This window comes from Streptomyces viridifaciens (assembly GCF_001888885.2).
GTDB classification, from domain to species: Bacteria; Actinomycetota; Actinomycetes; order Streptomycetales; family Streptomycetaceae; genus Kitasatospora; species Kitasatospora aureofaciens.
Genome location: NZ_CP090841.1, coordinates 5,586,347 through 5,597,911 on the forward strand (window position 1 = coordinate 5,586,347; position 11,565 = coordinate 5,597,911).

10 protein-coding genes are annotated in these 11,565 nt (G+C 73.5%); 4 read left to right on the forward strand and 6 right to left on the reverse strand.

What is annotated here, in order from left to right; all coding sequences use genetic code 11:
* Positions 1 to 2: 2 nt before the first annotated feature.
* A complete protein-coding gene (locus BOQ63_RS32215; RefSeq protein WP_030281775.1) occupies positions 3 to 437 on the reverse strand; it encodes an SRPBCC family protein in 435 nt (144 codons plus the stop codon).
* A gap of 108 nt (positions 438 to 545) precedes the next feature.
* Between BOQ63_RS32215 and BOQ63_RS32220 the strand changes: the two genes are divergently transcribed.
* Together BOQ63_RS32220 and BOQ63_RS32225 are read left to right on the forward strand one after the other, a co-directional pair.
* The gene (locus BOQ63_RS32220) at positions 546 to 1,184 is read left to right on the forward strand and encodes a formylglycine-generating enzyme family protein (protein WP_030281773.1); all 639 of its coding nucleotides are present in this window, start codon (positions 546 to 548) and stop codon (positions 1,182 to 1,184) included.
* Positions 1,185 to 1,238: 54 nt separating this feature from the next.
* Positions 1,239 to 1,760, forward strand: coding sequence for a GNAT family N-acetyltransferase (locus BOQ63_RS32225; protein WP_030281771.1), 522 nt, complete (start codon positions 1,239 to 1,241; stop codon positions 1,758 to 1,760).
* A gap of 52 nt (positions 1,761 to 1,812) precedes the next feature.
* Here the strand turns inward: BOQ63_RS32225 and BOQ63_RS32230 are convergent, their stop codons facing one another.
* Together BOQ63_RS32230 and soxR are read right to left on the reverse strand one after the other, a co-directional pair.
* Entirely contained in the window at positions 1,813 to 2,736 is a 924-nt protein-coding gene (locus tag BOQ63_RS32230) for a phosphotransferase family protein (protein ID WP_030281769.1), read from the reverse strand.
* A gap of 43 nt (positions 2,737 to 2,779) precedes the next feature.
* Positions 2,780 to 3,331, reverse strand: a complete 552-nt coding sequence (soxR, locus tag BOQ63_RS32235; protein WP_046386780.1) for a redox-sensitive transcriptional activator SoxR — start codon at positions 3,329 to 3,331, stop codon at positions 2,780 to 2,782.
* Between the two features lie 56 nt (positions 3,332 to 3,387).
* On the opposite strand from soxR, the gene BOQ63_RS32240 reads away from it, so the two are divergent.
* On the forward strand, positions 3,388 to 4,095 hold the full coding sequence (locus tag BOQ63_RS32240; protein WP_072655384.1) for a thiamine pyrophosphate-binding protein: 708 nt from the start codon (positions 3,388 to 3,390) through the stop codon (positions 4,093 to 4,095).
* Positions 4,096 to 4,149: 54 nt separating this feature from the next.
* Positions 4,150 to 5,043 (forward strand): transketolase family protein, encoded by an 894-nt coding sequence (locus tag BOQ63_RS32245; RefSeq protein ID WP_030551150.1) that lies wholly within the window; start codon positions 4,150 to 4,152, stop codon positions 5,041 to 5,043.
* A gap of 4 nt (positions 5,044 to 5,047) precedes the next feature.
* Here BOQ63_RS32245 and treZ read toward each other — a convergent pair whose 3' ends face one another.
* The 3 genes from treZ to glgX form a co-directional block, all read right to left on the reverse strand.
* Positions 5,048 to 6,778: a malto-oligosyltrehalose trehalohydrolase gene (gene treZ / locus BOQ63_RS32250; RefSeq protein ID WP_072655385.1), complete on the reverse strand. Its 1,731-nt coding sequence runs from the start codon at positions 6,776 to 6,778 to the stop codon at positions 5,048 to 5,050.
* 2 nt (positions 6,779 to 6,780) lie between these two features.
* On the reverse strand, positions 6,781 to 9,264 hold the full coding sequence (gene treY, locus BOQ63_RS32255) for a malto-oligosyltrehalose synthase (protein ID WP_051746737.1): 2,484 nt from the start codon (positions 9,262 to 9,264) through the stop codon (positions 6,781 to 6,783).
* 72 nt (positions 9,265 to 9,336) lie between these two features.
* Complete coding sequence (gene glgX / locus BOQ63_RS32260; protein WP_072655388.1) at positions 9,337 to 11,484, reverse strand: glycogen debranching protein GlgX; 2,148 nt, start codon at positions 11,482 to 11,484, stop codon at positions 9,337 to 9,339.
* Between the last annotated feature and the right edge of the window lie 81 nt (positions 11,485 to 11,565).

An 11,565-nucleotide genomic window follows, 5' to 3' on the forward strand; every position in this document is an offset into this window, starting at 1 on the left:
GCTCAGCTCGCGAAGCGCTCGCGCAGGCCGGCGAGGCCGGTGGTGAAGACGCCGTGGACGCGTTCGGTGGAGTCCTTGCGGTGTTCGGCCTCGATGTCGTACCGGACGCTCCACTCCACGAAGCTGGCGGCCAGTTCGGTCACCGGGGTGACCCGCAGGGTGGCGCGGTAGCCGTCGAAGTGGAAGGTGCCGTCGGGGAAGCTGTAGGTGTAGCTGCGGGCCTCGTCGTCGTAGGCGAGCAGCGTCTCGTGCAGGACGACGCCGTCGGGCAGCTCGAAGACCCGGACCGAACCGATCGCGTTGCCCGCCAGGCCGTTGCCGAGCCGGCTGGGCGGCAGGTGGGGGTGCCAGTCGCCGAGGGCGTGGAAGTCCCCGACCAGCTCCCACACCCGCTCCGCGGGAGCCTCCACCACTGTGCTGACTGTCAGGACCGCCATGGTCGTTGCCGCCTTCCGTCCGTTGGCCAAAGCCACTCATTCTGATGTGACATCAGATCACCGCGCCAGGGGACAGGCCGATCGGGGCGGCCCGTAGGATCGTCGATCATGGAACCGAGTACCGGACTGATCGCCGTGCCGCCCGGCCGCGTCATGCTCTCCGACCGCCGTACCCAGCGGACCTGGGGCGTGGAGGTGGCCCCGTTCGAGCTGGCGGTCTGTCCGGTCACCCGTGAGCAGTACGAGGGCGTCGCGGGCGACCGTCGCCCCGCGCACAGCGTGTCCTGGCTGGACGCCGTCCGCTACTGCAACGAGCTGTCCCGGCGCGAGGGGCTGGCGCCCGCCTACCGGGTGGACGGCGAGGACGTCTCCTGGGACCGCAGCGCCGACGGCTACCGGCTGCCGACCGAGGCCGAGTGGGAGCACGCCTGCCGGGCCGGGACGGACGGGCCGCGCTACGGTCCGCTGGACGAGATCGCCTGGTACCGCGGCAACTCGGGCGAGCGCCCGCACTCCGTCGGAGAGCTGCGGCCCAACGCCTACGGGCTGTACGACCTGCTCGGCAACGTGTGGGAGTGGTGCTGGGAGCTGTACGACCCCGAGGTGTACGGCAGTTACCGCGTCCTGCGCGGCGGCGGCTGGTTCGACGAGCACTGGAGCTGCCGCGCCTCCGTCCGCCGCCGCAGCCACCCGACCCTGCGGATCGACGACGTGGGCTTCCGGCTCGCGCGGTCGGCAGGGGCGTAGAACCAGGCGGACACCCGGCGGAACCCCCTCGGCGGTCCGCGCGTTGGCGCCTGCGTGAACGATGAAGCGGTATCCCTGCGTCCGATAGCCGAAGCCGACCTCCCCGCCTTCGGTCGGCTGGTCAACGACCCCGAGGTGGTGGGCGAGTTCCAGTGGTTCGGCTGGCGGGACCCGGAGCGCTTCCGGCGCCGGTGGGCGGAGCACGGGCTGCTCGGCGACGACCAGTGGATCTTCGCGGTCGTGGCCGGCGAAGAGTTCTGCGGCTTCGTCGCCGCCAGGCGGAAGGGGATGCTGCCGACGGCGCCGTACTGGAGCATCGGTATCCAGCTGATGCCGCAGGCACGCGGACGGGGGATCGGCACCGAGGCCCAACGGCTCCTGGTGGACTACCTGTTCGCACACACGCCGACGATGCGGGTGGAGGCGGACACGGACGTCGACAACATCGCGGAGCAGCGCGCCCTGGAGAAGGTCGGCTTCACCCGGGAGGGTGTCCACCGTGCGGTGAACTTCCGGGCCGGGCAGTGGCGCGACGGGGTGTACTACGGGCTGCTGCGCACCGACCCGAGGCCCTGAACCCGAGGTCCTGAACCCGAGGTCCTGAGTCAGAGGTCCTGGCTCAAGGCTCTCAGGCGACCCCGAACCACTCTTCGGCGAGGCCGTCCAGGGTCCGCGCCGAGGGCCTCAACTCCCGCAGGTACCACGGCAGGTTGCTGTACACGTGCAGCAGCGTGTACGCCATCAGCAGCCGGGGCTCGAACGGGCGGCCGTAGGCGGTGAGCAGCTGTCCGAGCAGCTGCGGGTCGGCGCGGGTCGTGAAGAGGCCGACGGCGACCAGGTCGTAGGCCGGATCGCCGATCATCGCGGGCTCGAAGTCGATCAGCCCGGTGAGCCGCCAGTGGGCGGTCGGGTCGGCGATCAGGTGCTCGCGCATGAACTCGGTGTGCAACAGGGACCGTTGTGGCGCGGTCGGCAGCGGGGTGGCGGCGAGGAACCCGGGGATCTGCTCCAACCACGCCGCCGGCAGCCCGCGTTCGCGCTGCCGGTCGACGGCGCCCGCGCGCTGCCGGGCCAGGAAGGCGGGCCAGTCGCCGGGGGCGAGGGCGCCGGCGAGCGGCGCGGCGTCGAGGGAGTGCAGGGCGGCGAGCGCCTCGCCGCAGTCGCGGGCGATCCGCTCGCGGCCGGCCCGGGGGATGCGCGGCCAGGCGGGGGCGAGGCCCTCGCCGTGGAGGCGGGACATCAGGACGTAGCGCCAGCCGTTGACGTACTCGCCCGCCGCCCGGACGGCGGGGGTGGGGATCGGCAGGGCGCCTTCCAGGAAGGTCAGGACGCGCTGCTCGGCCAGGCCGTCCCCGGCGCTGGCCGCCGGGAACAGCTTGAGCACGTGTTCCTCGCCGACCGCGTAGACCGGGACGGACCCCTCCGCGAAGCGGGTCAACGGCCGCCCGCCGAGGCCCAGTCGCGCGCAGAGCGCCTCGGCGCCCGGGCGCATCACCGACTCGTCGGGGACGACCGCGTCCCACTGCTCGTCCGTCTCGACCGGGGGCAGCACGGCGCCACGGTACGCACGCCGACCGCCCTGCGGCAAAGGCTTTTCAGGGCGTGTCGTCACGGCGGCCGCCGCCGCCCGGGACGTCCGCCGGGGCGGGTTCCGGACCGGTGGCCGGGTCGCGGGTGAGCAGGTAGCGGGCGCCGGGGCCGGCCTGGGCGGCCCGGTCGTCGGCGTTGTAGAGGGCGCAGCGGGTGAGCGAGAGGCAGCCGCAGCCGATGCAGCCGGTCAGTTTGGCCTTGAGCAGTTCGAGTTCGGCGATCTGTTCGTCGATCCGGCCCTGCCAGGACGCGGCGACGGCGGTCCACTCGGCGCCGCTGGGAGCGGGGCGCTCGGGCAGCCGGTCGAGGGCGACCCGGGCCTCGTCCAGGGAGAGTCCGACCCGCTGGGCGGCCCGGACGAAGGCGATCCGGCGCAGCGTGCCGCGCAGGTAGCGGCGCTGGCCGCCGGAGGTGCGGGTGGCGTGGATCAGGCCGAGGCTCTCGTAGTAGCGCAGCGCGGAGGCGGCCAGGCCGCTGCGCGCGGCCAGCTGGCCGATGGTGAGCAGGTCGCCGGAGCGCGGGCCGGTGGTGCGGCCGCCGTCGGGAATCGCGGTCATGGGGGCTCACTGTAGCCGCTTGACCTCAAGCTCGCTTTAAGTTGCACGATCGGTTCATGACGACGAAGACAGAGACGGCGGCCCCGGCCCGCTTCGAGGACCTCCAGCCGCTGATGGCCCTGATGACCGGCGACGAGAAGCACGACGTCGCGGCCACCTCCACGCTGGACGCGCTCTGGGTGCTGTACGACCGGGTGCTGCGGGTCACCCCGGACACCGCCGCGGAGCAGGACCGCGACCGGTTCCTGCTCTCCAAGGGGCACGGCCCGATGGCCTACTACGCCGTACTGGCCGCCAAGGGCTTCATCGACCCGGCCGTGCTGCCGGGCTTCGGCGGCTACGACTCGCCGCTGGGCTACCACCCGGACCGCACCCTGCTGCCCGGCGTGGAGATCTCCTCCGGTTCGCTCGGGCACGGCCTGCCGCTGGCCGTCGGCACCGCGCTCGGCCTGCGGGCGCAGGGGCTGACCGACCCGGCGGTGTGGGTGCTGCTCGGCGACGCCGAGTTCGACGAGGGCTCCAACCACGAGGCGATGGCCTTCGCCGGCGCCTACGGGCTGGACCGGCTGCACGCGGTGGTGATCGACAACTCCTCGGCCACCCACGGCTGGCAGGGCGGGATCGCCCAGCGGTTCGCCGCCGAGGGCTGGTCGACCGCGACGGTGGACGGCCGGGACCACGAGGCGCTGCACCGGGCCTACACCACCGCGCACCCGGGCCGCCCGCACGTGGTGGTCGCCCGGGTCGAGCCGAAGTACTCCTGATCCCCGAAAGCCCCTGATCCAGCCAGCACCACGAAAGTGAAAGGCACGTCACCGATGGACACCATGCGCGAGCGCTTCGTCGACGTCACCACCCGTCTCCTGGACGAGGACCCCCGGCTGGCCGTGGTGCTCGCCGACATCACCGCCGCCGCCTTCGAGCCCGCCCGCGAGCGCCACCCCGACCGGGTGGTCAACGTCGGCATCCGCGAGCAGCTGCTGATCGGCGCGGCCGGTGGCCTGGCGCTCAGCGGCATGCGTCCGATCGCCCACACCTTCGCCAGCTTCCTCGTCGAACGGCCCTTCGAGCAGCTGAAGTTGAGCCTGGTCCACCAGGGTGTCGGCGCCGTCCTGGTCAGCGCGGGCGGCTCCTACGACAACCCGGCCGCCGGTCGCACCCACATGTCCCCGGGCGACGTCGCCCTGCTGGACACCCTCCCGGACTGGACGGTGCACGTTCCCGGCCACCCGGAGGAGGCCGAGCAGCTGCTGCGCCACGCCGTCGCCGACGGCGACCGCAACGTGTACGTCCGGCTCTCCAACCACCAGAACGCCGCGCCCGTCCCGGTCGAGCCCGGCCGCTTCGCCACCGTGCGCACCGGCTCGCGCGGTGTGGTGCTGGCCGTCGGCCCGATGCTGGACGCGGTGCTGGCGGCCACCGAGGGCCTGGACGTCACCGTGCTGTACGCGGCGACGGTGCGCCCCTTCGACACCGCCGGGCTGCGCGCCGCACTGGGCGAACGGACGGACGTGGTGCTGGTGGAGCCGTACCTGGAGGGCACCTCGGCGAACGAGGCGCACGCCGCGCTGGCCGACCACCCGCACCGGGTGCTGGCCCTGGGCGTGCCGCGGGGCGAGCACCGGCACTACGGTTCGATGGCCGAGCACCTGGCCGCGTACGGCCTGGACGCCGCCTCGCTCAAGGAGCGGATCGCCACCTTCCTCTGGTGAGCGGTCAGGTGCTCACGACGGCGACGGAGCCGGCGTCCAGCCGCACCGCCCCGCCCTCCAGGGCGGCCGCCCCGAAGGCCGCCACCACCTCCCGCCCGGCGGCCGCCAGTGGCAGCACCGCCCCGCCCCGGCCGAGGTTGACCGCCACCCGGTACGGCCCCCGGTGCACCACCAGCCAGCCCGCCGCCTCGTCGAAGTCGACCCGCACCGCGCCGAGGTCCGGGTCGGCCAGCTCGGGGCGTTCGCGCCGCAGCCGGATCAAGGTCCGGTACCAGCCGAGGAGTTCGGCGTGCGGGGCGCGCCGGACCTCGGTCCAGTCGAGGACCGAGCGCAGTACGGTGGCCGGCTCCTGCGGGTCCGGGACGGCCTCGGCGGCCCAGCCGTGCTCGGCGAACTCCCGGCGCCGGCCCTGCCGGACGGCCTCCGCGAGGTCCGGGTCGGTGTGGTCGGTGAAGTACTGCCAGGGGGTGGCGGCGCCCCACTCCTCGCCCATGAACAGCATCGGGGTGAACGGCGAGGTGAGCACCAGCGCGGCCCCGCAGGCCAGCCGCCCGGCGGGCAGTGAGGTGGAGATCCGGTCGCCGAGTGCCCGGTTGCCGACCTGGTCGTGGGTCTGGAGGTAGCCGAGCAGCCGGTGGCCGCCGCCGGGGCCGAACGGCCGTCCGTGGGTGCGCTCGCGGAAGGAGGACCAGGTGCCGTCGTGGAAGAACCCGCGCCGCAGGGTCTTGGCCAGCGCGGCGAGCGGTCGGCGGGCGAAGTCCCCGTAGTAGCCCTGGGATTCGCCGGTGAGCGCGCAGTGCAGGGCGTGGTGGAAGTCGTCGCTCCACTGGGCGGTGAGGCCCTGGCCGCCGGCCTCGCGGGCGTCGGTGGTGCGCGGGGAGTTGAGGTCGGACTCGGCGATCAGGAACAGCGGCCGGTTGCTCGCGACCGCCAGTCTCTCGACCGCGTGGGAGAGTTCCTCCAGGAAGTGGACGGCCCGGTCGTCCGCCAGGGCGTGCACGGCGTCCAGCCGCAGGCCGTCGATCCGGTAGTCGCGCAGCCAGGCCAGTGCGCTGCCGATCAGGTAGGCACGCACCTCGTCCGAGCCGGGCGCGTCCAGGTTGACCGCCGAGCCCCACGGGGTGTGGTGCCGGTCGGTGAAGTACGGGCCGTACGCCGGAAGGTGGTTGCCGGACGGGCCGAGGTGGTTGTGCACGACGTCGAGCACCACCCCGAGGCCCTTGCGGTGCGCGGCGTCCACGAAGCGCTTGAGGCCCTCCGGCCCGCCGTAGGGCTCGTGCACGGCCCACAGCGACACTCCGTCGTAGCCCCAGCCGTGCCTGCCGGGGAACGGGCAGACCGGCATCAGCTCGACGAAGTCCACGCCCAACTCGACCAGGTGGTCGAGCTGTTCGGCGGCCGCGTCGAAGGTGCCGCGCGCGGTGAAGGTGCCGACGTGCAGCTCGTACAGCACGGCGCCGGGCAGCGCGCGGCCGTGCCAGCCGGTCCGCGACCAGCGGAAGGCGGCGTGGTCCACCGCCCGGCTGGGCCCGTCCGGGCCGTGCGGCTGCCGGGGCGAGCGCGGGTCGGGCAGCGGTGGGCCGCCGTCCAGCCGGAAGGAGTAGTCGCCCTCGGGGGCCTCGCCCGTCCACCAGCCGTCCCGGTCCGGGCAGCGGGCCAACTCGTGGATGGCTTCACCCACTTGGACGTCGACGCGGTGAGTCGCGTACGGCGCCCACACCTCGTAGCGCGACATCCTCAGCCCCTCCTGCTCAGCAGTGCCACCGGGTACGTCGTCAGCAGCTCCGCCACCGGCACCGGCCCGGCCGGGAAGCTGCGCAGCGACAGCTGGTCCGTCCAGGGGGCGCCGCCCGGCAGCTCCAGCACCTCGTCGCGCCAGCCGCCGGCCCGGGCCAGCCCGTAGGGCAGCCGGGTGACCGCGGTGACCACGTCCTCGCCCCGGGCGAAGGCCAGCAGGTGGTCACCGGCCGGGCCCGCCGCGGCCAGTGGCCGGTAGGCGCCGAGCGGGCCGGAGCGGCGCAGGTGCAGGGCGGTGGCGGTCAGGTGCAGCTTCTCCCGGGCGAGGTCGCCGGGGCGCGGGGCGGCCGCGTCGGTGAGCCGTACGGCCAGCGCGCCGAGGTCCACCACGCCGCGGTTGTCCGGGTCCACCAGGGTGTACAGCGGCTCCTCGCTGCCCTGGTAGAGGTCCGGCACGCCCGGGACGGTCAGGTGCAGCAGGGCGGCGGCCAGCGTGTTGGAGCGGGCGTACGGGGCGAGGGAGTGGACCAGGCCCTCGATCCGGGGCAGCAGTCCGGCGTTGCCGAAGACGGCACGCGCCCGCTGCTCCAGGGCCTGCTCGTACCCGGTGTCGGGGGCCGTCCAGGAGGTGTGCAGCTTGGCCTCGCGGGCGGCCTTGAGCAGGGCGGCGACCAGCCGGTCCGGGGTGATCGGCCAGGCGGCGACCAGGGTGTGCCAGAGCACCCAGTCGGCGTCACGGTCGAAGCCCGGCCCGGCGGCGGTGGACCAGGCGGCGGCCTCGGCGGCCCAGGCATCGGGCTGCTCGGCGAGGACGGCGAGCCGGGCCCGGGCGTCGGCGCTGCGCTTGGTGTCGTGGGTGGAGAGCACCGTCATGCTGTGGGGCCAGGTGCGCTCCAGGTACCGGCACCAGTCGTGGAACTCGACCGGGTGCACCCCGGGCCTGGCCGGCTCGCCGCCGACCTCGTTGAGGCCGGGCAGGGCGTTCCAGCGGTAGAAGGCGGTGTCCTCGACGCCCTTGGCGGCCACGGCGGCGGCGGTCTGGGCGAAGCGCACGCAGAACTCGTCCTTGTCGGCGCTGCGGCCCAGCTCGCCGAGGGCGAGCGCGGCGACCAGGCGCTCGGTCGGGTCCGCGGAGCCGTCCGGGCCGTCCGCGGGGCCGTCCGGGCCGAGCGAGCGGGTGGCCTGCAGCGGGTCGTCGAAGGCGGGCTCCCCGGGCCGCGCGTACGGCCGGTACGTCGGGTAGTCGGTGAGCAGCCGCCGCAGCGCCGCCCGCAGCTGCCCGGGCGCGTGGTCGGCGTGGGCCGGCTCGGCGGCGCCGATCCGCAGCGCGATCCGGACCAGCCGCTCGACCTCGGAGGTCAGCTCGCCGCCGGGCCCGGTCATGTCGGCCCGGCCGCGCCGGGCGGCGGCGACGGCCGGGTGCGGGTCCTGGCACAGGTCGCGGACCGGCCCGCCGTGCAGGAAGGACTCGTAGGCCCCGGCCAGCCGGCAGGCGCCGGTGCGGTCGGTGAGCACGCCGTCGATCCGGCGCAGTGCGTCGTAGCCGGTGGTGCCCGCGACAGGCCAGTCCTGGGGCAGCCGCTCCTCGCCGGTGAGGATCTTCTCGACCACGACGTAGGCGCCGCCGGTGGCGTCGGCGAGGTGCCGCAGGTAGCCGCGCGGGTCGGCCAGCCCGTCCGGGTGGTCGATCCGGAAGCCGTCCAGGACGCCGTCGGCGTGCAGCCCCAGCAGCACGGCGTGGGTGGCGGCGAAGACCTCCGGCTCCTCGACCCGGACGGCGATCAGCTCGTTGACGGTGAAGAAGCGCCGGTAGTTGAGCTCGGTGCGGGCCAGGCGCCACCAGGCCAGCCGGTACCACTGGCGGGCGAGCAGCTCGGGCAGCGGCAGCTGCTCGGTGCCCGGGCGCAGCGGCAGCTCGTGCCGGTGGTAGCGCAGCCGATCACCGTCCACCGTCAGCTGGTCCAGGACGGCGCCGAGCCGGTCACCGAGCAGCGGCAGCAGCACCCGCCCGCGCCCGGGGGCGTCGGCGGGCCCGGGCTGGGCGGTCCAGTCGATGTCGAACCAGCGCGCGTACGGCGAGTCGGGGCCGTCCCGCAGCACCTGCCAGAGCGGCTGGTTGAGGCGCTCGGGGACGGGCACGGCCATGTGGTTGGGCACCACGTCGGCGACAAGCCGCAGGCCGTGCCGGTGCGCCTCGGCGGCCAGGGCGCGCAGCGCGGTCTCGCCGCCGAGCTGCTCGCTGATCCTGGTGTGGTCGACGGTGTCGTAGCCGTGGGTGGAGCCGGGGGCGGCCTCCAGCAGGGGGGAGAGGTGCAGGTGGGAGACGCCGAGGGCGGCCAGGTAGGGGACGGCGGCGGTGGCGTCGTGGAGGGTGAAGCCGGGCTGGAGCTGGAGGCGGTAGGAGGCGGTGGGGGGCGGGGTCGGCGGTGACCAGGGGCGGGTAGCGGCCGGGCGGGGCTGCGCGGGCTCGGCGGCGGAGGTCATAGCTCCATAGGTACCCGGCCGGGGCCGCCGCCAAGACCCGCTGTTGACCCGAACAGGTGAGCGCACGCGGGATCAGGCCGGTCGCTGCAGCACCATGAGCGAGCGGTCGGTGAGCCACAGGGCGTCCCCCGCCTTGACCCGCGGGCCGGTCCCCGGGGCGGGCAGTTCGGGCTGGGCGGTGTCGACCACGATCTGCCACTCCTGTCCGTGGTCGGCGGGCACGGTGAACTCCAGTGGCTCGAAGTGGGCGTTGAACATCAGCAGGAAGGAGTCGTCGACGATCCGCCCGCCGCGCCGGTCCGGCTCGGAGATGGCGTAGCCGTTCAGGAAGACGGTCAGCGACTTGGCGTAGCTGGCGCCCCAGTTGCGCTTGGTCATCTCCTCCCCGGCGGGGGTGAACCAGGCGATGTCGGTGAGGTCGTCGTAGCCGTTCGGGGCGGGGGCCCCGGCGCCGTGCCCCCCGGGTACCGGCCGCCCGTGGAAGAAGCGCCGGCGCCGGAACACCGGGTGGTCGCGGCGCAGCCAGATCATCCCCTGGGTGAACTCCAGCAGCCGGGCCTCCGGCCCCTCGCCCTCGGGCCAGTGCACCCAGGTGAGCTCGTTGTCCTGGCAGTACGCGTTGTTGTTGCCCTGCTGGGTGCGGCCGAGTTCGTCGCCGTGGGAGAGCATCGGCACGCCCTGGGAGAGCATCAGGGTGGCGATGAAGTTGCGTTGCTGGCGGGCCCGCAGCTCCTCGACGGCCGGGTCGGTGGTCGGGCCCTCGGCGCCGCAGTTCCAGGAGCGGTTGAAGGATTCGCCGTCCCGGTTGTCCTCGCCGTTGGCCTCGTTGTGCTTGTCGTTGTAGGAGACCAGGTCGCGCAGGGTGAAGCCGTCGTGGCAGGTGACGAAGTTGATGGAGGCGATCGGGCGGCGGCCGTCGTCCTGGTAGAGGTCGGAGGAGCCGGTGAGCCGGGAGCCGAACTCGGCCAGGGTGGCGTTCTCGCCGCGCCACAGGTCGCGCACGGTGTCCCGGTACATGCCGTTCCACTCCGTCCACAGCGGGGGGAAGTTGCCGACCTGGTAGCCGCCCTCGCCGAGGTCCCAGGGTTCGGCGATCAGCTTGGCCTGGGAGACCACCGGGTCCTGCTGGACCAGGTCGAAGAACGAGGACAGCCGGTCGACCTCGTGGAACTGCCGGGCCAGGGTGGCGGCGAGGTCGAAGCGGAAGCCGTCCACGTGCATCTCGGTGACCCAGTAGCGCAGCGAGTCCATGATCAGCTGGAGCACGTGCGGGCTGCGCATCAGCAGGCTGTTGCCGGTGCCGGTGGTGTCCTCGTAGAAGCGCTGGTCCTGGGCGAGGCGGTAGTAGGAGACGTTGTCCAGGCCGCGCAGCGACAGCGTAGGCCCGAGGTGGTTGCCCTCGGCGGTGTGGTTGTAGACGACGTCGAGGATCACCTCGATCCCGGCCGCGTGCAGCGCCTTGACCATCGACTTGAACTCCTGCACCTGCTGGCCGCGGTCGCCGCCCGAGGAGTAGGAGGAGTGCGGGGCGAAGAAGCCGATGGTGTTGTAGCCCCAGTAGTTGGCCAGGCCGAGGTCGCGCAGCCGGTGGTCGCGGACGAACTGGTGCACCGGCATCAGCTCGATCGCGGTGACGCCGAGCTTGGCCAGGTGTTCGATGACGGCCGGGTGGGCCAGGCCCGCGTAGGTGCCGCGGATCTCCTCGGGGATGCCCGGGTGCAGCTGGGTGAGGCCCTTGACGTGGGCCTCGTAGATCACGGTGCGGTGGTAGTCGGTGCGCGGCGGGTGGTCGGTGCCCCAGTCGAAGTACGGGTTGATCACCACCGAGTGCATGGTGTGGGGGGCCGAGTCGAGGTCGTTGCGGCGCTCGGGTGCGCCGAAGTGGTAGCCGTAGACGGACTCGTCCCAGTCGATGTGGCCGCTCATCGCCTTGGCGTAGGGGTCCAGCAGCAGTTTGGCGCTGTTGTGCCGCTGGCCCAGGCCCGGGTTGTACGGGCCGTGCACGCGGAAGCCGTAGCGCTGGCCGGGCTGGACGCCCGGGAGGTAGGCGTGCCGGACGAAGGCGTCCGTCTCGCGCAGTTCGACGGCGGTCTCCGAGCCGTCCTCGTCGAGCAGGCACAACTCGATCCGGTCGGCACTCTCCGAGAACACCGCGAAGTTGGTGCCGGCCCCGTCGTAGGTGGCGCCGAGGGGGTAGGGCTTACCGGGCCAGACCTGCATGACGTCCTCAACTTCCCTATGCTGTACGGAAACTGGCTTATAGTCCGACGATCTGCCCGGACCCGTGCGCTCTCTTCCCGG